Origin of the sequence: Streptomyces hamibioticus (assembly GCF_047946815.1) — a bacterium.
Classification (GTDB): Bacteria; Actinomycetota; Actinomycetes; order Streptomycetales; family Streptomycetaceae; genus Streptomyces.
The window spans coordinates 4,112,198-4,138,034 of the sequence record NZ_JBKKQY010000001.1 but is presented as its reverse complement, the minus strand read 5'-3'; the positions used below and the strand labels follow the sequence as shown (position 1 = coordinate 4,138,034).

Genomic DNA, 25,837 nt, shown 5'->3' with positions numbered 1-25,837 from the left:
CCCACGGCAAGCCCCGTCTCACCCGACGGACGGCGTTGCACGCCGGTTTGCGGAAACGGCTACGCTCGGCCCGTGGCTGAGATCCGGATTCCTGCTGACATCAAGCCCGCCGACGGCCGTTTCGGCGCGGGTCCCTCCAAGGTGCGGACGGAGGCGCTGCAGGCGCTGGCCGCCACCGGTACGTCCCTGATGGGCACGTCCCACCGCCAGGCCCCGGTGAAGAACCTGGTCGGGAAGGTGCGCGAGGGCATCCGCGAGCTGTTCCGGCTCCCCGACGGCTACGAGGTGATCCTCGGCAACGGCGGCTCCACCGCGTTCTGGGACATCGCGACCCACGGCCTGATCGAGAACAAGTCGCAGCACCTGTCCTTCGGCGAGTTCTCCTCCAAGTTCGCCAAGGCGGCCAAGCTCGCCCCGTGGCTGGCCGAACCCACCGTCGTCTCCGCCGACCCGGGCACCCACCCCGAGCCGCGGGCCGAGGCCGGCGTGGACGTGTACGCGTTCACCCACAACGAGACCTCCACCGGCGTCGCCATGCCGATCAAGCGCGTGGCCGGTGCCGACGAGGGCGCACTGGTGCTGGTCGACGCGACCTCCGGCGCCGGCGGTCTGCCGGTCGACGTGGCCGAGACCGACGTGTACTACTTCGCGCCGCAGAAGTCCTTCGCCTCCGACGGCGGCCTGTGGATCGGTGTGTTCTCCCCGGCCGCGCTGGAGCGCGCCGAGCGCGTGCACGCCTCCGGCCGGCACGTCCCGGAGTTCTTCTCGCTGCCGACGGCGATCGACAACTCCCGCAAGAACCAGACGTACAACACCCCGGCGCTCGCCACGCTGTTCCTGCTGGGCGAGCAGCTGGAGTGGCTCAACGGCCAGGGCGGCCTGGACTGGGCCACGGCCCGTACCAAGGACTCCTCGTCCCGCCTGTACGGCTGGGCGGAGGAGGCCAAGTACGCCGCCCCGTTCGTCGCCGACCCGGCCAAGCGCTCGCAGGTCATCGGCACCATCGACTTCTCCGACGACATCGACGCCGCCGCCGTCGCCAAGGTGCTGCGCGCCAACGGCGTCGTGGACACCGAGCCGTACCGCAAGCTGGGCCGCAACCAGCTGCGCGTCGCGATGTTCCCGGCGATCGACCCGGCGGACGTCGAGGCGCTGACGAAGTGCGTGGACTACGTCATCGAGAAGCTGTAGCGGCAGCTGTACGAGGATGAGGGGCGCCCGGCGATCACCGGGCGCCCCTCTCTGCTTCCGCACCCCGGCAGAGTCAGCGGCTGAGCTTCTGGAACCTGCGCACCGCCAGCGGCAGGAAGACCGCCGTCAGGATCACCGGCCACACGCCCGCCATCAGCATCGCGTGCTGCTCGATCCAGGAGTCGCCGCCGCCGACCGGCGTACCGAACAGTTCGCGGGTCGCCGCCGCCGTGGAGGAGATGGGGTTCCAGGCGGCCACCCAGCCCAGCCAGTCGGGCATGAGCTGCGGGGCGACGAAGATGCTGGAGATCATCGTCAGCGGGAACGCCACCGCGAACAGCCCGCCGGCCGCCTCCGGGTTGGGCACCAGCAGCCCGAGCCACACGCCGATCCAGATCAGCGCGAACCTCAGCCACAGCAGCAGTCCGAAGGCGCCGACGAAGCCCCAGCCGCCGTCCGGCCGCCAGCCCATGGCCATCGCCGTCAGCATCATGATCCCCAACTCGGCGCAGGCGACGACGAGATCGGTCACCCCGCGCCCGGCGACCACGGCCGACGACGCCATCGGCATGGACCGGAACCGGTCGATGACGCCCTTGGTGGAGTCGTAGACGACGAGTGTGGCGGTGTTGATGAAGCCGAAGGCCATGGTCATCACGAACATGCCCGGCATCAGGAAGTCCTTGTAGTCCCCGCCGCCGGGCACCTTCATCGCGCTGCCGAAGACATAGCCGTACAGCAGCACGGACAGGATCGGGAAGCCCAGCTGCCAGGCGATGTTGACGGGCTGACGCCTGTAGTGCAGCAGGCCGCGGCGGACGATGTTGCCGCAGTCGGCCAGCAGCCAGAACAGCCGGCCCCGGCCGCTCGGCACGGTCAGGTCGAGGGCGCTCACGCCGCCGCCTCCTTCTCGGTGCGGTGTCCGGTCAGGCGCAGGAACACGTCGTCGAGGCTCGGCCTGCGCAGCCCGATGTCCTCGACCCGGACGCCCTCGTCCTGGAGGGTGCGGGCGACCTCGGTCAGGGCGGAGACCCGGTCGGTGACCGGGGCGTGGACGCGCAGCTCGGTCTCGTCCGTCTCCGGTTCGCCGTCGGCGACCCGGGCGACCACCTTCACCGCCCGCGGGATGTCGGTCCGCTCGGCGAGCACGACCTCGACCCGGTCGCCGCCGACGAGGTTCTTCAGCCCGTCCGGGGTGTCGTCGGCGATCGCCCGGCCCTGGTCGATGACGGTGATGCGGGAGGCCAGCTTGTCGGCCTCCTCCAGGTACTGGGTGGTCAGCAGCACGGTGGTGCCGCTCTCCACCAGCGCCCGCACCGACTCCCAGACCTCGCCGCGGCTGCGGGGGTCCAGCCCGGTCGTGGGCTCGTCCAGGAACAGCACGGCCGGGGCGAGGATCATCGACGCGGCCAGGTCGAGGCGGCGCCGCATGCCGCCGCTGTACTTGCCGACGCCCTTGCCGGCGGCGTCGGTCAGGTCGAACTGCTCCAGCAGCTCGGTGGCCCGCAGCCGGGCCCGCCTGCCGCCGAGGTGGAACAGCCGCCCGAACATCTCCAGGTTCTGCCGGCCGGTCAGCACCTCGTCCACGGCCGCGTACTGCCCGGTGAGCCCGATCCGGGCGCGCACCTCGCGTGCCTGCCGTACGACGTCCAGTCCCGCCACCTGTGCCCGTCCGCCGTCCAGCCGGACCAGCGTGGACAGGATGCGCACCGCGGTCGTCTTGCCCGCGCCGTTCGGCCCGAGCAGGCCGTGCACGGTGCCTTCGCGGACGGTGAGGTCGAAACCGTCGAGGGCGCGCTTCTCGCCGTAGCGCTTCTCCAGGCCCTCGGCCCGGACCGCGTAGCCGTCACTCATGGGTCCCCCTTCCAAGAACTGGGTACAGCGTACCCGATTGCGCGTACGCCGTACTCAGTTTTTTCGGAGGGATCTAAGCTGAGCCGTATGACAAGGGGCGAGGACAGCGGAAAGACCGGTACCGGCGGCGGCAGGACCGCTACGGAGACCAGCGGCAGCGGGGACATCGCCCGCACGCTGGAGCTGCTGTGGGACGCCGGCCCCCGTCCCAGCCGTGGTCCCAAACCGGGCCTGACCCTGGACCGGATCGTGGAAGCCGCCGTCCAGGTGGCGGACGCCGAGGGCCTGGAGGCGGTCTCGATGCGCCGCGTCGCCACCGAACTGGGCACCGGCGCGATGTCCCTGTACCGCTACGTCCCCGGCAAGGCCGAGCTGCTCGACCTGATGCTGGACCGGGTCCAGCGTCCCGACGGCACCCCGGACGCGCCCCTCGGCGACGGCACCTGGCGCTCCGCCCTGGAGACCCTGGCCCGGGAGACCCTCGGCCTCTACCGGCGCCACCCCTGGCTGCTCCAGGTCAACCAGGCCCGCCCGATCCTCGGCCCCGGCACGCTCGACGGCATGGAGAAGGTGATGGCCCACATCAAGCCGATGGGCCTGAGCGACCCCGAACTGGTCTCCGCGCTCCTCCTGGTCGACGGGTACGTCGTCGGCGCCGCGCGCACGCAGGTCTACCAGGAGGAGGCGGAGCGCAAGTCCGGTCTGACGACGGCGGAGTTCTTCGAGGCGCAGGGCCCGGTGCTGGAGCGGGTCATGACGTCCGGCCGGTACCCGGTGCTGATGTCCCTCTCCGAGGACACCTGGAGCCCGGAGTTCGACCACTTCGAGTTCGGGCTCCAGCGGATCCTGGACGGGCTGGAGGTGTTCGTGGCCGCCCGGCGCGCGGAAGAGGGCGGCTCGGGCGGCTCAGCCGCGCCGGAACAGCCGTCGTAGACCGAACACGGCGGCCAGCGCGACAGCGGCGGCCAGGGTCCCGACCTTGAGGTTGCCGTCCGCCGCGCTCCCGCCGTCACCGTCGCCGGAGGTCTCCGGACCGCCGCCCTTCGCGGGCGACCCGGCGCCGCCCCCGGGCGCGTCCTCGGCCTGCACCGGAGAGCCGGTCCCCTCGCTGCCGAACAGCAGCCTCGTGCCGTCGGCGGTGTACGTCACGGACTCGCCCTGACCCTGGAGCGGCACGTCGAGCCGCCCCTTGCGCTCGATCCGCCCGCCGTTCCAGGCGTACCAGATGCCGCCCAGGTAGCCGCGTACGGCGAGCTGTTCGCCGTCCGGCGAGAGCGCGGCGTCGGTGGCCCACAGGTCGACGGCGGCGGTGCGCCGGAAGACGTTGTCGCCGGAGGCGGACAACTCGGCGGGCCCCTCGTACAGATGCCCGCCGTCCTCCTGCTTGTCGATGATGTACACCCGCCCGGTCTTCGGGTGCACGACGAGCGACTCCGCGTCGCGCGCCCCGTCCGCGTACTTCACCACGTACTGCGTGGCGCGCACGGTCCGGTCGCGCAGCTCCTCCGGCTCGGGCAGCTCGTAGATCCACACGTACGGCCACCGGCCGCCGAAGTTGTCCCCGATGTCACCGACGAAGATCCGGTTGCCGGGCCCGATGGAGATCGCCTCCACGTCGCGCGGCGTACCGACGCCGCTGAGGGTGATCCGGGCGACGGTCTCGCCGCTCGCCCCGTCCACCGCGTAGAGATAGGGCCCGTCGTCGCTGTCGTTGTGCGTCCAGTAGACGCCCGGGTGGAGGCGGGAGGCGGCCAGCCCGCTGGACTCGGTGATCCGCGGGTCCCGGATCGAGAACCCCTTCTCCCCGTCGGCGGCGGAGGCGGGCACGGCGACGGCGCCCACGAGGAGGGCCGCGGCGAGGAGGGCGAAGGGTCGGCGCATGCCCCAAGCCTGCCACTGCCGGGGCCCGTTCGCGGGAGGTGGCCGGGCTCACATCGCGGTCGCCGGGCCGATCGGCCATGATGACCGGATGCTCAGGTTCATGCCCGTCGGCGACTCCATGACGATCGGGAGCGCGGGCGAGCACACCTGGCGCTACCGGCTGTGGCAGCACCTGTGCGCGGAGTACGGCGGCCCCTTCACGTTCGTCGGCCCGCGCGAGACGCTCTACGACAAGGCGGCCGACGCGCCGACGTCCCTCGCCTACGCCGACCCCGGCTTCCCCCGGGGCCACCTGGCCGGCTGGGGCGAGGGCTGGCTGCACATGGCCCCGTTGATCGGCGAGGCGGTGCGGACGTGCCGCGCGGACGTGCTCCTGGTCTCCCTGGGCCTGATCGACCTGGGGTTCTACACCGACGCGGAGCAGACGGCGGAGAACGTCCGGGCCTTCGCCGCCGCCGCCCGGGAGGCCAACCCGCGCATCCGCCTGGTCGTCCTGCCGGTGATCCCCAACATCCGGGCGCAGACCGACCCGCCCTTCGGGGAGCAGGTCGCCCGCTTCAACGAACTCCTGGCGAAGACGGCCGCCGACCTGGACGAGCCCCGCTCCCCGATCCTGCTGGCCACGCCCCCCGCCGCGTACGACATCCACACCGACACCTACGACGGCACGCACCCCAACGCGCGCGGCGAGCACGGGATCGCGGCCGCCTTCGCGGCGGCGATGCACGAGGGCTGGGGCGTGGGCGGCCCCTACGAGGCGCGACCGTAGGCGTCGCTTGGCAGGGCCCTACGAGGCGCGGGCGTGGGCGGCGCCGATCTCCCGGACCAGGAACTCGGCACAGGGCCGTACCCGGCCCCGCAGGTCCGCGCCCACCCCTCGTCCCGCTCGCCCAGGTAGACGGCCCGGGCCCGCCGCAGCACGGCCCGGTGCTCGGCGGGAAGCCGCGGCAGCACCCGGTCCGCGGCGGCGTCCTTGGGCCGGATGTCGCCGGTGACGAGCGTGCTCCACACCCGGGCGAGGGTGAGCAGGACGTTCCGGGTGTCCGGCTCCGGCTCCGCCATGAGCCGCGGCACCCCCTCGACGATCGCCCGCCGCAGGCCGGCGGGCGGAACGGGGTCGAGGAGCCGGGCGGGCGGCGGACCGAGGAGGGGCGCGTCGGCGCGGAGCACCATGGTGAGCAGCGGGGTGAGATCGGGGTCGGTCTCGGGCCCGGGGACGACCCCACGCTCGTACTCCGCCCGCAGCCACTCGCCGTAGAGGTACACGTGCCGCGCCGGGTGCCGCCAGGACCGCACCTCGTCCTGCACGACGACGATCAGCTCGACGGGCCGCCGCCCCGGACCCAGGCACCGAGGTGGCACCGGACGAGCCGGACGAGCCGGACGACGGCATCGGCGGGGTGGTCCGGCATATGCGCTCACTTCCGTGTCGTGTCACCGTGCGTATCGTTGGACTGCGCGGCTGCACTCGTTCATCGGGCAGCCGGGGAGGAGCGCCACGATGACCGTCGTAGACACCGACAGGATCGAGATGGCCGACGACAACGCCCAGCGCCTCGACCAGTGGTTCGAGCTGATTGAGCGGATGGTCCCCGAAGGCTGCAAGGCCGAGGTCGTCGAGGGGGCCGTGCACATGGTGCCGCAGCGGGACACGCACTTCGAGATCACTCGCAGGATCATCCGGGCGCTGGAGGACAGCTTCGGGATGGACGTCCTGGTGAGGTCGGACGTGCGCATCGACTTCCCCGGCTTCCAGAACGGCTTCTGCCCCGATGTGATGAAGCTGCGCGACGGGGCGAAGCGCGATCCGGAGCGCGGCTGGTGCCACGAGGACGTCGAGTTCGTCGCCGAGGTCATCTCCCGCGGGACCGGCATGAACGACTACGGCCCGAAGAAGGCCGCGTACGCGGAGGCCGGAGTTCCCGTCTACCTCATCGCGGATCCGTACCAGGGCCGCTGCCACGTCTTCACCGACCCCAAGAACGGCGACTACCGCTCCGTCTCCAGGTTCGACTTCGGCGAGCGGATCGACCTGACCCACACGCTTCCCGGTCTCACCCTCGACACCGGCCCGTTTCCCCGCGACTGACGCCCCTTGCCTAGAGCGCACTCCAAGCCGTTGGCTTGGGGACCATGGAGTACACGCAGCTCGGACGCACGGGACTCAAGGTCAGCCGGATCGTTCTGGGGACCATGAACTTCGGTCCGCAGACCGACGAGGCGGACAGTCACGCGATCATGGACGCGGCGCTGGACGCGGGCATCAACTTCTTCGACACCGCCAACGTGTACGGCTGGGGTGAGAACAAGGGCCGTACCGAGAGCATCATCGGGAACTGGTTCGCCAAGGGCGGCGGCCGGCGGGACAAGGTCGTGCTGGCCACGAAGGTGTACGGGAACATGGGGCTGGACGGCGGACCCGTCTGGCCGAACCACGACAAGCTGTCCGCCGTCAACATCCGGCGGGCCGTCGACGCCAGCCTGAAGCGGCTGCGGACCGACCACATCGACCTGTACCAGTTCCACCACATCGACCGCGCCACCCCCTTCGAGGAGATCTGGCAGGCCGTCGACGTACTGATCCAGCAGGGGAAGGTGCTGTACGCCGGGTCGTCGAACTTCCCCGGGTACAAGATCGCCCAGGCGAACGAGATCGCCGCCCGGCGCGGCGGGACCATCGGGCTGGTCAGCGAGCAGTGCCTGTACAACCTCGCCGAGCGCCGGGCCGAGATGGAGGTCATCCCGGCCGCGCAGGACTACGGGCTCGGGGTCATTCCCTGGTCGCCGCTGCACGGCGGGCTGCTGGGCGGGGTCCTGAAGAAGGAGTCGGAAGGGCGGCGGCGTGCCTCCGGGCGGTCCGCCGACGCGCTCGCGAACACCGCCGTGCGCGCGCAGGTCCAGGCGTACGAGGACCTGCTCGACAAGCACGGGGTCGAGCCCGGCGAGGCCGCGCTGGCCTGGCTGCTCACCCGGCCGGGCGTGACGGGTCCGATCGTCGGGCCGCGGACCGCCGACCAGCTGGCGTCGGCGCTGCGGGCCGTCGAGCTGGAGCTGTCGCCGGAACTGCTGGCCGGGCTGGACGAGGTCTTCCCGGGTCCGGGCCCGTCGCCGGAGGCGTTCGCCTGGTAGGGCCGTGACGGCCTTCTCGGGAGCGGGGGGCCGGGTCGGTCTGCGGCTCCGGCGCGCGGGCGCGGCCGGCCCCTCGGCCCGCTCCCGGCCGGCCGCGACCGGTCGCCCGCCCGCCGCGCAGGGACTGCTCAGGGGCTACCCGCCGACCGCCGCCGCCAGGGCGACGACGACGAACATCAGCACAAGCACACCGGCCATGATCCGGTTCCGGGTTTTCGGGTCCACGCCACCGAGCCTAACCGGCGCCGCCGAGCGGCCAGCGGGCGACCGTCTCGTACCGGGGCTGCTCCCCCGGCACGCCGGACCTCGGCAGGTTGCTGCGGACCAGGGACAGCTCGGACACCGTCCAGGTGCGGCCGGTGAAGGCGTCGAGCGTGCGCACGTACTCCCGTACGTCGAGGGCGTCCCGGCTGCGGGCCACCGTCAGGTGGGGCTGGTAGCGGCGGTGCCCGCCCAGGTCCAGGCCCGCTTTGCGGGCCGCCGACTCGGCGCGTTCCGCCAGCAGGCGCAGTGTGCCGAGGTCGCCGGAGGCGCCAGCCCACAGGGCCCGCCCGTGGCCGAACTGGCCGCCGCCGCGCAGCGCCAGCGGGAAGGGCGCCGTGCGCCGGGCCGCCCGCTCCAGCCGGGCCGACAGGCCGGGCAGGAGACCGTCGTCGACCTCGCCGTAGAAGGCGAGCGTGAAGTGCCAGCCGGGGCGGCCGGTCCAGCGCAGCCGCTCCGCGCCGGGCAGTGCGCGCAGCCGGTCCACCTCGGCGGCGAGTTCCCGGACCACGTCCGCGGGGGGCAGTACGGCGGCGAAGAGTCTCATGGGGGCACAGTCTGCCCGGCCGGGGGCACGGTCTCCCCGGCCCGGGACCCGGCGCTACGCCGCCCGCGCCAGCTCCTCCCGCCCCTCCCGGGGCACGAACCGCACCCGTGGGTGGCCGTGGTGCCAGCCCACCGCCAGTCGGACGCCGCCCAGGCGGGCCAGCAGCAGGGCGATGACCACGGCGGCCGTGGCCGCGATGGCGCCGCCCACGGCGAAGCCGGTCCGGGCGCCGTAGGTGTCGGTGATCCAGCCGACGATCGGGGCGCCGACCGGGGAGCCGCCGAGGAAGACCATCATGTAGAGGGCCATCACACGGCCCCGCATGGCCGGGTCGGTGGACATCTGGATGCGGGTGTTGGCGGTGACGTTGACCGTCATGCTGAACACGCCGATCGGGACCATCAGCAGGGCGAACAGCCACAGGCCGGGAGCGGCCGCCGCCACGATCTCCAGGAGGCCGAAGCCCACCCCGGACGCGATCAGCACCCGCATCCGGGCCGTGCCGCGCCGGGCCGCCAGCAGGGCGCCGGCCAGCGAGCCGACGGCCATCAGGGTGTTGAAGAGGCTGTACTCGCCGGCGCCCGCGTGGAAGACGTCGTCGGCGAAGGCGGACAGGAAGACCGGGAAGTTGAACCCGAAGGTGCCGATGAAGCCGACCAGGGCGATGGTGCAGATCAGCTCGGGGCGGCCGGCGACGTAGCGCAGGCCCTCGCGGAGCTGGCCCTTGCCGCGCGGGGCGCGCTCGACGGCGTGCAGCTCACGGGCGCGCATCAGCAGCAGGCCGGTGAGCGGCGCGACGAAGGACAGGCCGTTGACGAGGAACGCCCAGCCGGTGCCGACGCCGGTGATCATCAGTCCCGCGACGGCCGGGCCGACCAGGCGGGCGGACTGGAAGTTGGCCGAGTTCAGGCTGACCGCGTTCTGCAGCTGGTCGCGGCCGACCAGCTCGGAGACGAAGGACTGGCGGGCGGGGTTGTCGACGACGGTGGCCAGGCCCATCGCGAAGGCGGCGACGTAGACGTGCCAGACCTGGACGTGCCCGGTGAGGGTGAGGACGGCCAGGAACAGCGCGGTCACGGCCATCGACGACTGGGTGACCAGCAGCGCGGGGCGCTTGCGCAGACGGTCGACGAGGACACCGCCGTAGAGGCCGAAGAGGAGCATCGGCAGGAACTGCAGGGCGGTGGTGATGCCGACGGCCGCCGAGGAGCCGGTGAGGCTGAGCACCAGCCAGTCCTGGGCGATGCGCTGCATCCAGGTGCCGATGTTGGAGACGACCTGGCCGAGGAAGAACAGGCGGTAGTTCCTGACCTTCAGGGAGGCGAACATCGAGGTCTTGCGAGGAATGCCGGGGGCGGGCCGGTCGTCGGGGTCGTGCGGTGCGGGGGCGGAAGCTGCTCCGGATCCCGAACTCAACAGGGTTCGCCTCCTCGTCGTTGCTGCTTACAGGTGCGCGAGCTTCTCCAGCACGGGGGCGGCGGCGCGCAGTTTCGCCCACTCGTCCTCGTCGAGTCCCTCGACCAGCGTGGCCAGGAACGCGTTCCGCTTGCGGCGGCTCTCCTCGAGCATGACCACGGCCTGCTCGGTCTGCGTCACGACCTTCTGGCGCCGGTCCTCGGGATGCGGCTCCAGCCGGACCAGGCCCTTGGCCTCCAGCAGCGCCACGATGCGGGTCATCGACGGCGGCTGGACGTGTTCCTTGCGGGCGAGTTCGCCCGGGGTCGCGCTGCCGAAGTTGGAGAGGGTGCCGAGCACCGACATCTCGGTGGGGCTGAGCGACTCGTCGACCCGCTGGTGCTTGAGCCGACGGGACAGCCGCATCACGGCGGATCGGAGGGCGTTCACGGCGGCAGCGTCGTCGCCATGGCTGAAGTCCGGCATCTCCTTAGCGTAACTCATTAGTCTGGCGAAGGACCACCGCAAATGCGGCTTCATGCCCGTGAGAGCGGCCACTGAATCCTGGCGTCACCCGTACGAGTGAGTCGATTCCGGAAACCGGAGCGTCACCCGGCCGGCCGAGGCGACCCTCGTCTCCATGCGGACCAGTGTGCTCAGCCTGCGGATAGACGGGGAGCTGCTCGAACGGCTCCGGCACCACGCGGCGAAAAGGGGAATGAGCGTCCAGGACTATGTCGTCCGGACGCTCATTCGGGATGACTTCGACGAGCGGTTCCAGTCCGCCGTCGAGGAGACGGAACGGTTCTACGGGGTCACCTGACCCCCGGGCCGCGGGGACCTCCGCCCCCGGGGAAGGCTCAGGTCAGGCCCAGGGCCGGCATCAGGTAGTAGAAGGCGAACACCGCCGACACCGCGTACATCGCCGCCGGCACCTCCCGGCCCCGCCCGGCCGCCAGCCGGAGCAGCGAGAAGGTGATGAAGCCCATGCCGATGCCGTTGGTGATCGAGTAGGTGAACGGCATCATCAGCATCGTCACGAAGGCCGGGATGGCGAGCGTGTAGTCCGCCCAGTCGATCTCCTTGACCGCGTGGGACAGGATCAGGAAGCCCACCGCGACCAGCGCCGGGGTGGCCGCCTGGGACGGCACCATGGTGGCGATCGGCGTGAGGAGCAGGGCCACTCCGAACAGTCCGCCGGTGACGATGTTGGCCAGGCCCGTGCGGGCGCCCTCGCCGACGCCGGCCGTGGACTCCACGAAGCAGGTGGTGGCCGACGCCGAGCTGGCACCGCCCGCCGCGACCGCGATGCCGTCGACGAAGAGGACCTTGTTGATGCCGGGCATCTGCCCCTGGGCGTCGGTCAGCTTCGCCTCGTCGCTGACGCCCATGATCGTGCCCATGGCGTCGAAGAAGGTCGACAGCAGGACGGTGAAGACGAACAGGGTGCCGGTCAGCATGCCGACCTTCTCGAAGCCGCCGAACAGGCTGACCTGGCCCACCAGGGAGAAGTCCGGACTGGCGACCGGATTGCCGGGCCACTGCGGAGTCGTCAGGCCCCAGGAGGGCACATCGGCGACGGCGTGGATGATCACGGCGACGACCGTCATCACGACGATCGAGATCAGGATCGCGCCGGGCGTCCTGCGCACCAGCAGCGCCAGCGTCAGCAGCACGCCGAGCACGAAGATCAGCACCGGCCAGCCGCCCAGGTGGCCGTCGGCGCCGAGCTGGAGCGGCACGGTGGTCTGGGCGGCGTCCGGGATGCGGGAGACGAAGCCGGAGTCGACCAGACCGATCAGCATGATGAACAGGCCGATGCCGATGGCGATGGCCTTGCGCAGGCTGTAGGGCACGGCGTTCATCACCCGCTCGCGCAGGCCCGTGGCGACCAGCAGCATCACCACGAAACCGGCCAGCACGACCATGCCCATGGCGTCCGGCCAGGACATCCGGGGCGCGAGCTGGAGGGCGACGACGGAGTTGACGCCGAGACCGGCGGCGAGCGCGATCGGCACATTGCCGATGACGCCCATCAGCAACGTGGTGAACGCCGCCGTCAGGGCCGTCGCGGTGACCAGCTGCCCGTTGTCGAGCTGGTTGCCGTACATGTCCTTCGCGCTGCCGAGGATGATCGGGTTCAGCACGATGATGTAGGCCATCGCGAAGAAGGTGGCGAAGCCGCCGCGGATCTCACGGGCGACGGTGCTGCCGCGTTCGGAGATCTTGAAATAGCGGTCGAGGGCGCCGTGCGGGGGACGGTCCTCGGGCTGCTCGGGAGTGGGGACCTTGGCGGTGGCCGAGGTGGGCATGCGAGTCCTCATCACCAACAGGCTCCCCCACGGCCTCTTGGTGTTTTCTACGAACAGAAGTGGTCAGAGACAAACGGATTCAGTATGAACGTATGAGCGACGGATTGCCATCTCCGCGCGTAGAGCGGCCGCGTCCGGGAGCCAGCCGGCGTTTGTAAGCTGTGGCCATGGCGAAGTGGACCCCAACGCACGAGGCGCCGGAGCCCCTGGAGGGCCCCGTGGTCGCCACCATCACCGGCGGCACCCTCGTGTGGTTCGTCCTCTTCCTGGCGCAGCTGCCCTTCTACGGCTGGTTCGACGACCGCGGACTCACCTGGTGGCTGTGGACCTGTCTGGCGGGCGGGGGGCTCGGCCTGATCGGCATCTGGTACGTCCGCAGGCGGGACGCGGCGATCAAGCGGTCCCGGCAGACGTCGTAGCACCGCCGGGCGAGTCGCCGCAGCACTGTGGCCACGGCCGCGGGACTGTGGTGCCACGGCCGTAGGACCGTGGTGTCACAGCCGTAGGACCGTGGTGCCACAGCCGTCGTACCCGGGCGGCACGCCTCACCGGCGCCCGTCCTCCCGAGGTCGGATCTTTCCCCCGGCCGGCGGGTGAAGCCCCCGGACCGCACGTACCGTCGAACGCATGACGCACCTCGACACGGGCGCCTCACTCGACCCTGTCCACCCCTCGTCCGGCCCCTCCCCGGCCACCGGGCTGACCGCCGCCCAGGTCGCCGAACGGATCGCGCGCGGACAGGTCAACGACGTACCGGTGCGCAGCAGCCGGTCGATGGCCGACATCGTCCGCGCCAACGTCTTCACCCGGTTCAACGCGATCATCGGCGTGCTCTGGGTGATCATGCTGATCGTCGCTCCGATCCAGGACAGCCTGTTCGGGTTCGTGATCCTCGCCAACACGGGCATCGGCATCATCCAGGAGTGGCGGGCGAAGAAGACCCTCGACTCACTCGCGCTGATCGGCGAGGTGCGGCCGACGGTGCGGCGGGACGGTACGGCCACCGAGGTCGGCACCTCGGAGATCGTGCTGGACGACGTGATCGAGGCCGGGCCCGGCGACAAGGTCGTGGTCGACGGGGTGTGCGTCGAGTCGGACGGGCTGGAGATCGACGAGTCGCTGCTGACCGGTGAGGCCGACCCCGTGGTCAAGCGGCCCGGGGACCAGGTGATGTCGGGCAGCTTCGTGGTGGCCGGCGGCGGAGCGTTCCGGGCGACCAAGGTCGGGCGGGAGGCGTACGCCGCGCAGCTCGCCGAGGAGGCGTCCCGGTTCACGCTCGTCCACTCCGAGCTGCGCTCCGGCATCTCCACGATCCTGAAGTACGTCACCTGGATGATGGTCCCGACCGCGATCGGCCTGATCATCAGCCAGCTGGTGGCCAAGGACAACGAGCTGAAGGACTCCGTCGCCCGCACCGCCGGCGGCATCGTGCCCATGGTCCCGGAGGGCCTGGTGCTGCTCACCTCCGTCGCCTTCGCGATCGGCGTGATCCGGCTCGGCCGGAAGCAGTGCCTGGTGCAGGAGCTGCCCGCCATCGAGGGCCTCGCCCGCGTCGACACGGTGTGCCTGGACAAGACCGGCACGCTGACCGAGGGCGGCATGGACCTCACCGAGCTGCGCCTGCTCAACGGCGGCGACGAGAGGTACGTACGGCAGGTGCTCGGCGCGCTCGGCGAGTCCGACCCGCGGCCGAACGCCTCCCTCCAGGCGATCATCGAGGCCTGTCCGGACACCGACGACTGGCGCTGCACCGAGTCCCTGCCCTTCTCCTCCGCCCGCAAGTACAGCGGGGCCGCCTTCAGCGAGGGCGACGGCGAGTCCAGCACGTGGCTGCTGGGCGCGCCGGACGTGCTGCTGGCCGACGACGACCCCGCCCTCGCCGAGACCGGCCGCCTCAACGAGCGGGGCCTGCGTGTCCTGCTGCTCGCCCGGGTCCGGCGCGAGCTGGACGACCCGGAGGCCGCCGAGGGGGCCGAGCCCACCGCGCTGGTGGTGCTGGAGCAGCGGCTGCGGCCCGACGCCGCCGACACCCTGCGCTACTTCGCCGACCAGAACGTCCGGGCCAAGGTCATCTCCGGCGACAACGCCGTCTCGGTCGGCGCGGTGGCCGCCAAACTGGGGCTGCGCGGCGGCACGGTGGACGCGCGCCGGCTGCCCGCCGAGCCGGACCGGATGGCCGCCGCGCTGGACGAGGCCACGGTGTTCGGGCGGGTCACCCCGCAGCAGAAGCGGGACATGGTGGGCGCCCTCCAGTCGCGCGGGCACACGGTCGCGATGACCGGCGACGGGGTGAACGACGTCCTCGCGCTGAAGGACGCCGACATCGGGGTGGCGATGGGCTCCGGCTCGGAGGCCACCCGGGCGGTCGCCCAGATCGTGCTGCTGAACAACAGCTTCGCGACGCTGCCGTCGGTGGTCGCCGAGGGCCGCCGGGTCATCGGGAACATCACCCGGGTCGCGACGCTGTTCCTGGTCAAGACCGTGTACTCGGTGCTGCTGGCGATCCTGGTGGTCTGCTCGCAGGTGGAGTACCCGTTCCTGCCCCGCCACCTGACCCTGCTGTCCACTCTCACCATCGGCGTCCCGGCCTTCTTCCTGGCCCTCGCCCCCAACAAGGAGCGGGCCAGACCGCACTTCGTCCGGCGCGTGATGCGGTACGCGATCCCCGGCGGGGTGGTGGCCGCGACGGCGACCTTCGCGACGTATCTGGTGGCGCGCGGCCACTACAGCGGGCCCGGGGCGCTGGACGCGGAGACCAGCGTGGCCACCCTGACGCTGTTCCTGATCTCCATGTGGGTGCTGGCGATCATCGCCCGCCCCTACACCTGGTGGCGGGTCGTCCTGGTCGCGGCGATGGGGGCGGCGTTCCTGGTGGTGCTGGCGGTGCCGTGGCTGCAGGACTTCTTCGCGCTGAAGCTGGTCGGCGTGACGATGCCGTGGATCGCGGTCGGCATCGCGGTACTGGCGGCGGGCACGCTGGAGCTGCTGTGGCGGTGGGTGGACCGCCGGTTCCCCGCGTGACGCTCCGCCGGAGACGGGGGGCGGGTTCGCCCGCCGGGCAACCTGCTTGCGACAATGCCGAGTTGTTCATGACCGGCACGGAGCGGGGGACGGGTCGATGGAGGCACTGGACGCACGGGACCCACGCCGGGTGGGCCGGTACCGCGTTCTCGGACGGCTCGGCGAGGGCGGGATGGGCCGCGTCTACTTCGCGCGGAACGCCGGCGGACGCTCGGTGGCGCTGAAGTTCATCCACCCCGACATGGCGGCCGTGCCCGGCTTCCGGGAGCGGTTCCGGCGCGAGGTGGAGGTCGTCCGGCGGATCGGCGGCGCCGGTACGGTGCCGGTGGTGGACGCGGGCGTCGACGAACGGCATCCCTGGTACGCGGCGGAGTACGTGCCGGGCCCCTCGTTGCAGGAGGCCGTCGACACCTTCGGCCCGCTGCCGCCCGAGGCGCTCTGGCGGTTCGCGGCCGACCTGGCCCGGACGCTGGAGCACGTGCACCGGCACGGCCTGGTCCACCGGGACCTCAAGCCCTCCAACGTGCTGCTGTCGGCGGCGGGCCCCCGGCTCATCGACTTCGGCGTCGTGCACGCGGCCCTGGACACCGCGCTCACGGTCAGCGGCGCCCGCATCGGCACGCCGGTCTACATGTCGCCCGAGCAGGCCTACGGGGAGCCCGTCACGCCCGCCAGCGACGTCTACAGCTTCGGGCTGACCCTGGCCTTCGCAGCCGGCGGCGAAGTGCCGCACCGCGGCACGCTGTCCGGTCAGCTCCCCGCCGAACCGGCGCTGACCATGCTGGTCCAGCACTGCCTGGACGCCGACCCCGCCCGCAGGCCGGACGCGGCACAGCTGGTGGTGCAGGCCGCCGCGCGCGACACCACCACCGACGCCTGGCTTCCCGCCCCCGTGGTGTCCCTCATCGCACGCCGCTCGGAGGAACTGCTGAACCTGGAGGCGGAGCGGGACGGCGACGCGGACGCCCACCGGGGGCAGGCGCCGCCGCCCACCGAACCCGACCCGGCCGCCGCGCACGGTCCCGGCCCCTCGTTCCACGACGCACCCACCCAGGGCCCGGGCGACCGGGGCCCCGGTCCCGCGGCACCCCCGCCGCCCCGGACGGCACCCCCGCGCCCCGGGGCCACGCCCCCACCGCCGAGGAGCACACCTCCCCCGGCCGGGGCCACACCCCCGCCGCCTGGGGGCACTCCCCCGCCGCCCGGGGCGCCCCGGACGCCGCCGGGCACCCGCCCGGGGCCGGATCCGTATCCGCGGTCCACGGACTGGATGCACGACGGCGTCCTCGGACGCCCGCTCATCGGGCTGGCGTGGCTGGCGCCCGTCACCCTCGCCTCGCTGCTGATCGCCCTCGCCCTGCCCACCTTCTTCGGCTGGGTCCGGCTGCTGGTGGCGGTGGGTCTGACGGGCCTGGCATGCCTGCTGGCGACGCCCGGCAGCCGCGCGGACGCCGGGCGCTGGTTCCGCGCCGCCCAGGCCTACTGGACCGTCGTGGCGCTGCTGACCCTGCAGACCTGGTTCGCGGCAGGCGCGTACGACGACGACCTCCTGGAGGTACGCGTCCGGCAGAAGCCGTCCCTGTTCCAGGAGCTGACCGGTACGGCGCTCAGCTCCCTGGAACTGTTCCTGGCGCTGGGCTCGCTCGGCACCTTCTACCTGCTGCCCACCACCGTCGGGCGCTGGATGCGGGCCCGCCGCGAGGGCGTCTGAGGCCCTCGGGGCGGCTCAGTCGAACCAGCGGTCGCGGGCCAGTTCCTCCGTCCGGGACGGATCCTCCAGGAGGGCCGCCACCTCGAAGCGGCGGGGCCACTGGCCGGCCGCCCAGGCGAGGCCCGCGGCGACGCCCTCCAGGGTCGCGGCGTGCAGCACGCCGTCGTCGGTGAGCCGCCAGTCGATCTCCACGCCGTCGACGACCAGTTCCCCGTGCTCGACGTACGACGCCGGGGTCCGCGCGCCGAGCAGCACCCGTACCGCCTCCGGCACGTCGTGCTCGGTGCCCTCGGAGGAGACCTCGCCGGTGACGGACTCGCTCAGCCGCCGCACCTGGAACAGCTCGGCCAGTTCGGCGGCCCGGCCCGGCCGCACCGGCAGCAGCGGGACCCCGCCGGTGAAGGGCAGCAGGTCGGGCGAGTCGACGACCACCGCGTCGGCGGCGTCCACCACCTCGACCCGGCCGTCGACGACGGCCCGGAGCTCGTCCGGCAGCGTCACCTGCTCCGGGTCGAGGTCGGCCAGCGCGCCGTAGAGGGCGTGCAGCTGGGCGGCGGTGACCGGCCGGCCGGGGTCGGCGAGACGGTCCAGCAGCTCGGCCGCGCCGCCCGGCTCGTCGAGGAGCGCGGCGACGGAGGTGCGCACGCCGAGTGCGCGCAGCACCTGCTCGTCGTCGAAGCCGGTGGCGTCGGCCTCGTCGTACAGGCCGCGCAGCAGCGGGTCGCCGCCGGCCACCCGCAGCCCGGCGGGGCGGCGGCCGTCGAGCACCGGGTGCCCGCGCAGCCACCAGGCGGTGTACGGCCGTACGACTTCATGGGTGCCGTCGGGCAGCAGCATGCGCACGGGCTGGACGAGGGCGTCGCGCAACGGGGGCCGCGACAGCAGGGCGAGGGCCTTGGCCCACTTGCCGTCGTCCACCAGGTCCAGGTCGCGTACGGCGACGATCTCGGTGGCGACCGGCGGGACGGGCGTGTCGGGGAAGCGGTCGAGGATGTCCTCGCACCACACGTCGACGGCGTCCAGCAGGCCGGCGTCGTCCGGTTCGGCGAAGTCGCCCTCGCGGGGCTCCAGTTCGTCCGGGTCCAGGACGACGTCCGTGGCCCGTACGAGGGTGAAGTCGACCAGCACCCCGCAGGCGGCGAGCGGCTCCGGTCCCCACCGCTCGGCCAGCTCCGCGTCCACGGCGGCGAGTTCGCCCTCGCGCATGACCTGGGCGAAGGGGCCGCCGGGGAAGACCAGTTCGCCCGCCGGGGACAGCTCGCCGTCCTCGTCGGGCAGCGCGAGCGCGCCCAGCCAGGGCTCCTCGCCCGGGTCGAGCGCGGCGTCCCGGACCAGTCCGAGGACCGTGTCGGCCAGTTCCTCGGCGTCGAGGGAGTCCTCCTCCCAGCCCATGCCGCCCCCGTCGTCGAGGGAGGCGGCCACGGCGGCCCGGATCTGCGGGGTGGTGAGCACGGCGCGCGGGGTCGCCGGGAGGGCGCCGAGCTTCTCCAGCAGCGGGTGGGCGGCGTCCGGGTGGGCGACCTTCAGGCCCAGGCGGGAGAGCAGCTCCGGGTCGATGGCGGCGGCGTCCGGGGTGGGCAGCAGGACCTGCCGGGGCCCGATGGTCGTCCGCCCTCCCCCGGCGCCGAACGCCCGGGAGGTGTCCCCGGCCAGCGGAACCGGCAGCCCGGACAGCCGGTCGGGGTCGACACCGGCCAGGCTGTCGTACAGCCGTCGCCACCACTCGGGTGCCTTGTCCAGCCCCGCCAGCCGGTCGATCGCGTCGGTGAGCGGCACCCGCGCGACACCCAGCGTGCGCAGCTCCACGCGCCGCTCCAGGCCGGCCGGCAGCAGGGTGGGCAGCACCTCGGCGAGGACCCGCACCGTGTCGGCCCCGGCGCCCTCGACCACCTCGGCGTCGCGGGGCCGGAGCGACTCGGGCAGCCCGGGGTCGTCGTCGTCACCGGCCGGCTCGGCGGCCGGCGGCAGGAAGGAGGTGCGCGGGAGACGGTCGAGGATCGCCCGGCGCAGCGCGCCGTCCAGTTCGCCCTTCCCGAGCGGGCCGGGCACGAGGTCGATGATCCGGGCGGTCACCGGATGCCACTCGGCGAGCAGCCCGGCGTAGGCGTCCGCCGCGCGCTGCACCAGGAAGTCGGTGAGCGGCCCGGGGGCGGCGTGCCGGCGGGTGGAGTCCAGCGGGAAGGAGGCGATGAGCAGGGCGGGGACGCCGAGGGGCTCGTCGCTGGGGGTGGGCGCGTGCACGACGGGGCTGGTCCGCGGGCGCAGCGGGGCACCGTCGGTGTCGACGGGGACGGCCCAGGTGACCGACCAGTGGGGGCGCAGCCGCTCCTCGACCGGGCGGTCGGCGAGCAGGTCCGGGGTGAGCGGCCCGTGTGCGGCGGAGCTGCGCCACCGGCTGGTGCCGTCCCGCGAGTCCTCGACGACGGTCAGCCCGCCCTCGGTGCGGCGGCGCAGGGTACGGACGTCCGCCGTGCGGTCCGTCTCGATCACCACCTCCTCCAGCCCCGGCAGGGCGAGGAGCAGGGCGTCGTCGACGGCGTTCAGGAGGCGTTCGGCGAGGTCGGCGGCGGGCGTGTCGCGCAGCGGGAGGATGACGGCGGTGTCGTACGGGTCGGGGGCGGTGCCCTCGGCGGCGTACGGCAGCCGCAGCAGCGGGACGTGGCCGTCGCGGCGGCGGATCTCGTCGCCCAGGCCGGGGCTGTGCCGGGCGGTGTCGGCGGCCAGGTCGCGGGCCTCGGCCAGCGACCAGCGCACGCCGCCGTGCCGGCCGACGACGGCGGGCTCGTCGGTGACGGCGAGGACGGCGGCGAAGCCGACGCCGAACCGGCCGACCGACGGGGTGTCCGACTCCCGCTTGGCGGAGGCGCGCAGCGTGGACAGCGACTCGACGCCGGCCGCGTCGAGCGGGGCGCCGGTGTTGGCGGCGACCAGGACGCCGTCGCGCAGGGTGAGCCGGAGCCGGCCGGGCACGCCGGCGCGGGCGGCGGCGTCGGCGGCGTTCTGGGCCAGCTCCACGACCAGCCGGTCCCGGTAGCCGCCGAGGACGAGGTCCTCCTCGGCGTTGGCGTCCTCGCGGAACCGGGCGGGACTGGTGGCCCAGGCGTCGAGCACTCCCCGCCTGAGACGGGCGGTCCCGAAGGGGTCCGCACCCTCGGCTGCGGGCCGCACGAACTTGCTCACGTTCACACTCTCCTCATCGGCCCCGATCGGCGTGAGGTCGAAGGTACCGCGCGCTGCCGCGCCGTTGCCGGGTGCCGGTTCGCCGTGGCCCGCGTCCCCGGGGGCCGCGCCCCCCCGGACGGGCCGGCAGAGCCCGCCCGGCGTTGACGACCTCAGCCCCGCCGGGGGCTACGAGTGCCCCAGCTCCGCCGACGACTCGTCCTCCACCACCGGGACCGACCCGGAATCCGAGGCCGGCCGCAGCGGGAACGGGTCCACCCGGGTCTCGTCGATCACCGGCGGAGCCGGCTGCGGGGGCCTGGGCATGACCGCCGCCTCGGAGTGGCCGCCGCAGCCGTAGCCCAGGGAGACCACGCGGCCGTCGGCCGGGGAGAACTCGTTGGCGCACACGCCGAAGGCCTGGCCCAGCGAGCCGCCGATGGGGACCAGGAAGCCGCAGGAGGCGCAGGACGCGGGTGCCGCCTGGGCCATCGCCGTCTTGGAGCCGTACGCCTCCTCCCAGCGGTCGGCGGCGGTGTGCAGGCCGTAGCGGGACAGCACCCGGGCACGGCGCATGCCCAGCTCGTCGGCGACCGCCGTGATCGAGCCGCGGGACGGGGCCGTGGGCAGTTCGGCGGGCGGGCCGGAGGTGACCTCGGCGTCCTCGGCCTCGACCAGGTCGGCCATCTCCCGGGAGACGGCGGAGTTCGGCGGCGGCTCGTCCTCGCCGCTCCAGCCGGGCTCCAGGCGCAGGTCGTCGGCGTCGGTGGGCAGGAGGTCGCCGGGACCCATGTCGCCGGGGCGCAGCCGCTCGCTCCACGGCACCCACTCGGGGGCGAGGACGGCGTCGGGGCCGGGCAGCAGGGCCGCCTCGTCCACCGTGACGATCTTGGCGCGGGAGGCGCGGGCCACGGTCACGGCCCAGCGCCAGCCGCGGTACCCGAGTTCCTTGCAGGCGAAGAAGTGCGTGACGACGCGGTCGCCCTCCGAGACCAGCCCCGTGTGCTCGCCGACGACTCCGGGTGCGGCGGCCTCCTCGGCCGCGGCCCGGGCGAGGTCGACCGCCTCGGCGCACAGGCGGTCAGGGGTGCGGCTTCGCGTTGTCGCTGCGCTCACAGGTATCGCTTCTCTCCATACGCCGTCTCACGAGTGCGCCTGCCGGCGGAGGGCGGACGGAGCGGACCCGGGGACCGCGTCGACGTCCGCGCCCGATCGCGCTCGGGCGCACCTACGTCATCCATTCTGCGGGATGGCCGTAAGGCGCGCGGCCGAGAACGTTCGCCACGGCGCGCTACGCACGCTACCTGCTCGACTGCGCTGGGCCTACACCGACGGGAGTTTCCCCACGCGGTCCGAGGTCCTCCTCACCCGACTCGATCAGCTCATCCGAGGCGCAACGGCGCTATACCGCCGCCTGTCGGGGCACTATGACGGGGTGGCAGCCGCACGGACGGAATTCAAGAAGGGCGGGGGCCGGGCCAAGGGCGCCGGACGTTTCCGCGGGGTCGGCCGCGCGCTGCGCCTGCCGGTGACCGGGACCGCGCGCGGCATCCGCAGGGCGACGCACGCGCACGGCGCCGGCGAGTCGGGCCTGGGCAAACTGATCGAACTGCACGGGGTGAACGGCGCCGGCGACGTCATGATCACGGTCGCGCTGGCCTCGACCGTGTTCTTCTCGGTGCCGACGGACGAGGCGAGGGGCCGGGTGGCGCTCTACCTCGCCGTCACCATGGCGCCCTTCACGCTGCTCGCCCCGGTCATCGGCCCGCTGCTGGACCGCGTCCCGCACGGGCGGCGCGCGGCGATGGCGGGCGCGATGCTGGCCCGGGCGCTGCTCGCGCTGGTGCTGTCCGGGGCGGTGATCAACGGCAGCATCGAGCTGTACCCGGCCGCGCTGGGCGTACTGGTGGCGTCGAAGGCGTACGGCGTGGTCCGGAGCGCCGTCGTGCCCCGGCTGCTGCCGCCCGGCTTCTCCCTGGTCAAGGCAAACTCGCGGGTCACCCTCTGCGGGCTGCTGGCCACCGGCGTCGCGGCACCGGTCGGCGTGGGGCTCCAGCAGGTCGGGCCGCGCTGGCCGCTGTACGGCGCCTTCGTGATCTTCATCGCCGGAACGTTCCTGTCCTTCACCCTGCCGCCGAAGGTCGACTCGGCCCGGGGCGAGGAGGGGGCGCTGCTCGCCGCCGACGAGCACCATCTGCACGGACCGCATCTGAAGCCCGTCAAGCGCCCCGGGCTGCGCACGGTCGGCAGGGCGGTGACGCACGCGCTCGGCGCGAACGCCGCCATCCGGGCGCTGTCCGGCTTCCTGATCTTCTTCCTGGCGTTCCTGCTGCGCGAGCACCCCATGAGCGGCCAGAGCGCGGCCGTGTCCCTGGGCATCGTGGGCGTGGCGGCCGGTACGGGCAACGCGCTCGGCACGGCGGTGGGGGCGTGGCTCCGCTCCCGGGCGCCGGAGATCATCATCGTGACGGTCGTGGCCTGTGTGCTGGGCGCGGCGATCACCGCGGCCGTCCTGTTCAGCCCGGTCGTGGTGGCGTGCCTGGCCGCGGTCGCCGGGTTCGCGCAGGCACTGGCCAAGCTCTCCCTGGACGCGCTGATCCAGCGGGACGTGCCGGAGCTGGTGCGCACCTCGGCGTTCGCCCGGTCGGAGACGCTGCTGCAGATGTCCTGGGTGCTCGGCGGCGCGATCGGCATCGCGCTGCCGCTGAACGGCACCCTGGGCCTGGCGGTGGGCGCCGTGATCGTCGGGTCCGGCTGGCTGTCCACCGTACGGGGGCTGATCGGCTCGGCGCGGCAGGGCGGGGCCCGGCCGAGGGTGGCGTGACGTACGGCACGCCGTACCCAGGTGGGAGGCGGGCGGGGCGTGCCCGATAGCCTTCGGCCATGACCACGTTGCCCCGCGGCGCAGCCGCCGATCAACACCGCGTTGTGCGACGCCGCCGCGCCGTCGCCGCCGCCGGCGCCGTATCCGCCGGACTGCTCGTCCTGTCGGCCTGTGACCGGCCGACCCCCATGGCGACCATCACCGTCGGCAGCTCCTCGGTCAGCGCCGAGGCCACCTGCGGCGGCGAGGGCGAAGTCCTGAAGGAGGCCGAGATCAACAAGTGCCTCCGCACCAAGGACGCCGAGACGATCACCGTCGACGCGGACGAGACCGTCCGCTTCGGCGTCGACCCCGAGGTCGCCGACGACCGCTGGACCATCCTGATGAACGGTCAGCAGCTGGTCGAGGACAGCGGCAAGACCTACCGCACGGTCCCGGGCAGCGTGTTCTTCAACGTCCAGTACGGCGCCCAGGGCGACTCCACGAGCGTGGCCATCGCGGCCCGCGACGGCAAGGAGAACAGCCAGGCCGTCACCGGACTGTGGGTCTTCGAGCTGAAGAAGGACAGCTGACCGCGCCCTCGGCGTCCCCGGCGTTCCCGGGTTCCCGGACACGCGTGCTCGTGGCCACCGCGGTCCCCGTCGAACGGGACGCGGTGGCCCAGGCGTTCCCGGGGCCGCCCGGCGCGGTCGACCGGCCCGGGGTGACCCTGCTGCGGGTGCCGGACGGCCGGTACGACCTGCTGGCCGCCGGCGTCGGCCCCGCCCTGGCCGCCGCCTCCACCGCCGCCGCGCTGACCGCCGCCGCCCTGGACGGCGCCCCCTACGGCCTGGTCGTCTCGGCCGGCATCGCCGGCGGGTTCGCGCCGCACGCGCCGGTCGGCTCGCTCGTCGTCGCCGACGAGATCACCGCGGCCGACCTGGGCGCCGAGACGGCCGACGGCTTCCTGCCGGTCACCGCCCTCGGCTTCGGCACCGTCACCCACCGCCCGCCCGCCGCGCTGGTCCGCGCGGTCGCCGCCGCGACCGGCGCCCGCACCGGCACCGTCCTGACCGGGTCCACGGTGACCGGCACCGCCGCCCGCGCCGACGAGCTGCGCGCCCGCCATCCCGGGGCGCTGGCCGAGGCCATGGAGGGCTTCGGCGTCGCCGAGGCCGCCGCCGCGCACGGCACGGACGTACTGGAGCTGCGCGCGGTGTCCAACCCGGTCGGCCCCCGCGACCGTGACGCCTGGCGCATCCCCGACGCGCTCGCCGCCCTCACGGACGCCTTCGGGAAGCTCGCGCCCGTCCTGGAGAGTTGGAACCCACATGAGCAGTGAGCCGTTGCAGATCGCGTACTCCCCCTGCCCCAACGACACCTTCGTCTTCGACGCCCTGGCCCACGGCCGCGTCCCCGGCGCCCCCGCCCTCGACGTGACGTTCGCGGACATCGACATCACCAACGGCATGGCCGAGCGCGGCGAGTCCGACGTGCTGAAGGTGTCGTACGCGGTGCTGCCGTACGTCCTGGACCGGTACGCCCTGCTGCCCTGCGGCGGCGCGCTGGGCCGGGGCTGCGGCCCGCTGGTGCTCACCCGGGAGCCCGGCGCCGACCTGCGGGGCCGCACGGTCGCGGTGCCCAGCGAGAAGTCGACGGCGTACCTGCTGTTCCGGCTCTGGGCGGCGGACACCCTGCCCGGCGGGGTGGGGGAGATCGTGGTGATGCCGTTCCACGAGATCATGCCGGCCGTGCGGGACGGAAAGGTGGACGCGGGCCTGGTGATCCACGAGGCGCGGTTCACGTACCGGAACTACGGGCTGCACAAGCTCGCCGACATGGGCGAGCACTGGGAGCACAGCACCGGGCTGCCGATCCCGCTCGGCGCGATCATCGCCAGGCGGTCACTGGGCGCGGACACCCTGACGCTGCTCGCCGGCGCCGTCCGTACGTCCGTCCGCGCGGCCTGGGACGACCCCGAGGCCTCCCGCCCCTACGTCATGGAGCACGCCCAGGAGATGGACCCGGCCGTCGCCGACCAGCACATCGGGCTGTACGTCAACGAGTTCACCGCCGACCTCGGCGAGGACGGCTACGCGGCGGTGCGCGGGCTGCTCACCCGCGCGGCGGCCGAGGGGCTGGTGCCGCCCCTCGGCCCGGACGCGCTGCGGTTTCCGTGAGCGGTCAGACGTCCAACTGGTCGGCGACCGCCCGCAGCAGGCCGGCGATCTTCTTGCCGGCGGCCTTGTCGGGGTAGCGGCCGCGCTCCAGCATCGGCGTGATGTTCTCCAGCAGGGTCGTCAGGTCCTGCACGATGGAGGCCAGCTCGTCCGGCTTCTTGCGCTGGGCGGCGGCGACCGACGGGGCCGGGTCCAGCAGCGTCAGGGACAGGGCCTGGTCACCGCGTTGCCCGGCGACCACGCCGAACTCCACGCGCTGTCCGGGCTTCAGCGCCTCGACTCCGGCGGGGAGGACCGAGGAATGAACGAAGACGTCACCGCCGTCGTCGCGGGAGAGAAAGCCGAAGCCCTTCTCACTGTTGAACCACTTGACCTTGCCGGTAGGCACGTCTG

24 protein-coding genes are annotated in these 25,837 nt (G+C 73.2%); 13 read left to right on the top strand and 11 right to left on the bottom strand.

All coding sequences use genetic code 11. The features are described from left to right. Positions 1 to 72: 72 nt before the first annotated feature. Entirely contained in the window at positions 73 to 1,191 is a 1,119-nt protein-coding gene (serC, locus tag ACLGIH_RS18685) for a phosphoserine transaminase (RefSeq protein ID WP_416526381.1), read from the top strand. Between the two features lie 73 nt (positions 1,192 to 1,264). Here serC and ACLGIH_RS18680 read toward each other — a convergent pair whose 3' ends face one another. Beyond that, the gene (locus tag ACLGIH_RS18680; protein WP_416526380.1) at positions 1,265 to 2,086 is read right to left on the bottom strand and encodes an ABC transporter permease; all 822 of its coding nucleotides are present in this window, start codon (positions 2,084 to 2,086) and stop codon (positions 1,265 to 1,267) included. Then, on the bottom strand, positions 2,083 to 3,045 hold the full coding sequence (locus tag ACLGIH_RS18675; protein ID WP_416526379.1) for an ATP-binding cassette domain-containing protein: 963 nt from the start codon (positions 3,043 to 3,045) through the stop codon (positions 2,083 to 2,085). Before ACLGIH_RS18675 ends, ACLGIH_RS18680 begins: the two co-directional genes overlap by 4 nt. Positions 3,046 to 3,132: 87 nt before the next feature. On the opposite strand from ACLGIH_RS18675, the gene ACLGIH_RS18670 reads away from it, so the two are divergent. Next, complete coding sequence (locus ACLGIH_RS18670) at positions 3,133 to 3,978, top strand: TetR/AcrR family transcriptional regulator (protein WP_416526378.1); 846 nt, start codon at positions 3,133 to 3,135, stop codon at positions 3,976 to 3,978. Here ACLGIH_RS18670 and ACLGIH_RS18665 read toward each other — a convergent pair. Further along, positions 3,952 to 4,926, bottom strand: a complete 975-nt coding sequence (locus ACLGIH_RS18665) for a WD40 repeat domain-containing protein (RefSeq protein ID WP_416526377.1) — start codon at positions 4,924 to 4,926, stop codon at positions 3,952 to 3,954. The genes ACLGIH_RS18670 and ACLGIH_RS18665 overlap by 27 nt on opposite strands. An 88-nt stretch (positions 4,927 to 5,014) precedes the next feature. Between ACLGIH_RS18665 and ACLGIH_RS18660 the strand changes: the two genes are divergently transcribed. Next, positions 5,015 to 5,695 carry a GDSL-type esterase/lipase family protein gene (locus ACLGIH_RS18660; protein ID WP_416526376.1) on the top strand — a complete coding sequence of 227 codons (681 nt, stop codon included), beginning with the start codon at positions 5,015 to 5,017 and terminating at the stop codon, positions 5,693 to 5,695. Here ACLGIH_RS18660 and ACLGIH_RS18655 read toward each other — a convergent pair. Next, complete coding sequence (locus ACLGIH_RS18655; protein WP_416526375.1) at positions 5,677 to 6,288, bottom strand: aminoglycoside adenylyltransferase domain-containing protein; 612 nt, start codon at positions 6,286 to 6,288, stop codon at positions 5,677 to 5,679. The genes ACLGIH_RS18660 and ACLGIH_RS18655 overlap by 19 nt on opposite strands. A gap of 139 nt (positions 6,289 to 6,427) precedes the next feature. Here ACLGIH_RS18655 and ACLGIH_RS18650 point away from each other — a divergent pair, with 139 nt between their 5' ends. Beyond that, positions 6,428 to 7,015 (top strand): Uma2 family endonuclease, encoded by a 588-nt coding sequence (locus ACLGIH_RS18650; RefSeq protein ID WP_416526374.1) that lies wholly within the window; start codon positions 6,428 to 6,430, stop codon positions 7,013 to 7,015. 44 nt (positions 7,016 to 7,059) lie between these two features. Further along, positions 7,060 to 8,055, top strand: coding sequence for an aldo/keto reductase (locus tag ACLGIH_RS18645; RefSeq protein ID WP_416526373.1), 996 nt, complete (start codon positions 7,060 to 7,062; stop codon positions 8,053 to 8,055). Positions 8,056 to 8,290: 235 nt separating this feature from the next. Here ACLGIH_RS18645 and thpR read toward each other — a convergent pair whose 3' ends face one another. The 3 genes from thpR to ACLGIH_RS18630 are packed head-to-tail and all read right to left on the bottom strand — an operon-like array spanning position 8,291 to position 10,744. After that, positions 8,291 to 8,863 (bottom strand): RNA 2',3'-cyclic phosphodiesterase, encoded by a 573-nt coding sequence (gene thpR, locus ACLGIH_RS18640; RefSeq protein ID WP_416526372.1) that lies wholly within the window; start codon positions 8,861 to 8,863, stop codon positions 8,291 to 8,293. A 54-nt stretch (positions 8,864 to 8,917) separates the two neighbouring features. Continuing rightward, positions 8,918 to 10,279, bottom strand: coding sequence for an MFS transporter (locus tag ACLGIH_RS18635; RefSeq protein WP_416526371.1), 1,362 nt, complete (start codon positions 10,277 to 10,279; stop codon positions 8,918 to 8,920). A gap of 27 nt (positions 10,280 to 10,306) precedes the next feature. Further along, positions 10,307 to 10,744: a MarR family winged helix-turn-helix transcriptional regulator gene (locus tag ACLGIH_RS18630; protein WP_416526370.1), complete on the bottom strand. Its 438-nt coding sequence runs from the start codon at positions 10,742 to 10,744 to the stop codon at positions 10,307 to 10,309. Between the two features lie 154 nt (positions 10,745 to 10,898). On the opposite strand from ACLGIH_RS18630, the gene ACLGIH_RS18625 reads away from it, so the two are divergent. Continuing rightward, the gene (locus ACLGIH_RS18625; protein WP_416526369.1) at positions 10,899 to 11,081 is read left to right on the top strand and encodes a ribbon-helix-helix protein, CopG family; all 183 of its coding nucleotides are present in this window, start codon (positions 10,899 to 10,901) and stop codon (positions 11,079 to 11,081) included. Positions 11,082 to 11,118: 37 nt separating this feature from the next. Here ACLGIH_RS18625 and ACLGIH_RS18620 read toward each other — a convergent pair whose 3' ends face one another. Then, positions 11,119 to 12,570, bottom strand: a complete 1,452-nt coding sequence (locus ACLGIH_RS18620; protein ID WP_416526368.1) for an NCS2 family permease — start codon at positions 12,568 to 12,570, stop codon at positions 11,119 to 11,121. A 167-nt stretch (positions 12,571 to 12,737) separates the two neighbouring features. Between ACLGIH_RS18620 and ACLGIH_RS18615 the strand changes: the two genes are divergently transcribed. The 3 genes from ACLGIH_RS18615 to ACLGIH_RS18605 all read left to right on the top strand — a co-directional run bounded on the left by ACLGIH_RS18615 (position 12,738) and on the right by ACLGIH_RS18605 (position 17,302). Then, complete coding sequence (locus ACLGIH_RS18615) at positions 12,738 to 12,989, top strand: DUF2530 domain-containing protein (RefSeq protein WP_416526367.1); 252 nt, start codon at positions 12,738 to 12,740, stop codon at positions 12,987 to 12,989. 208 nt (positions 12,990 to 13,197) lie between these two features. Continuing rightward, positions 13,198 to 15,591 carry an HAD-IC family P-type ATPase gene (locus tag ACLGIH_RS18610; RefSeq protein ID WP_416526366.1) on the top strand — a complete coding sequence of 798 codons (2,394 nt, stop codon included), beginning with the start codon at positions 13,198 to 13,200 and terminating at the stop codon, positions 15,589 to 15,591. A gap of 97 nt (positions 15,592 to 15,688) precedes the next feature. Then, the gene (locus ACLGIH_RS18605; RefSeq protein WP_416526365.1) at positions 15,689 to 17,302 is read left to right on the top strand and encodes a serine/threonine-protein kinase; all 1,614 of its coding nucleotides are present in this window, start codon (positions 15,689 to 15,691) and stop codon (positions 17,300 to 17,302) included. Positions 17,303 to 17,317: 15 nt separating this feature from the next. Here the strand turns inward: ACLGIH_RS18605 and ACLGIH_RS18600 are convergent, their stop codons facing one another. Together ACLGIH_RS18600 and ACLGIH_RS18595 are read right to left on the bottom strand one after the other, a co-directional pair. Beyond that, positions 17,318 to 20,482, bottom strand: a complete 3,165-nt coding sequence (locus ACLGIH_RS18600) for a sacsin N-terminal ATP-binding-like domain-containing protein (protein ID WP_416526364.1) — start codon at positions 20,480 to 20,482, stop codon at positions 17,318 to 17,320. Positions 20,483 to 20,650: 168 nt separating this feature from the next. Further along, positions 20,651 to 21,577 (bottom strand): DUF3027 domain-containing protein, encoded by a 927-nt coding sequence (locus ACLGIH_RS18595; RefSeq protein ID WP_416526363.1) that lies wholly within the window; start codon positions 21,575 to 21,577, stop codon positions 20,651 to 20,653. Positions 21,578 to 21,896: 319 nt separating this feature from the next. Here ACLGIH_RS18595 and ACLGIH_RS18590 point away from each other — a divergent pair, with 319 nt between their 5' ends. From ACLGIH_RS18590 to ACLGIH_RS18575, 4 genes are read left to right on the top strand one after another with little or no spacing between them, the layout of a single operon-like run. Then, entirely contained in the window at positions 21,897 to 23,285 is a 1,389-nt protein-coding gene (locus ACLGIH_RS18590) for an MFS transporter (protein WP_416526362.1), read from the top strand. A 59-nt stretch (positions 23,286 to 23,344) separates the two neighbouring features. Then, the gene (locus tag ACLGIH_RS18585) at positions 23,345 to 23,857 is read left to right on the top strand and encodes a DUF2771 domain-containing protein (protein ID WP_416526361.1); all 513 of its coding nucleotides are present in this window, start codon (positions 23,345 to 23,347) and stop codon (positions 23,855 to 23,857) included. A gap of 50 nt (positions 23,858 to 23,907) precedes the next feature. Further along, positions 23,908 to 24,606, top strand: a complete 699-nt coding sequence (locus tag ACLGIH_RS18580) for a futalosine hydrolase (RefSeq protein ID WP_416526360.1) — start codon at positions 23,908 to 23,910, stop codon at positions 24,604 to 24,606. Further along, on the top strand, positions 24,596 to 25,444 hold the full coding sequence (locus tag ACLGIH_RS18575) for a 1,4-dihydroxy-6-naphtoate synthase (protein WP_416526359.1): 849 nt from the start codon (positions 24,596 to 24,598) through the stop codon (positions 25,442 to 25,444). Before ACLGIH_RS18580 ends, ACLGIH_RS18575 begins: the two co-directional genes overlap by 11 nt. A gap of 4 nt (positions 25,445 to 25,448) precedes the next feature. Here the strand turns inward: ACLGIH_RS18575 and ACLGIH_RS18570 are convergent, their stop codons facing one another. After that, the gene (locus tag ACLGIH_RS18570) at positions 25,449 to 25,832 is read right to left on the bottom strand and encodes a cold-shock protein (RefSeq protein ID WP_019326623.1); all 384 of its coding nucleotides are present in this window, start codon (positions 25,830 to 25,832) and stop codon (positions 25,449 to 25,451) included. Positions 25,833 to 25,837 lie beyond the last annotated feature (5 nt).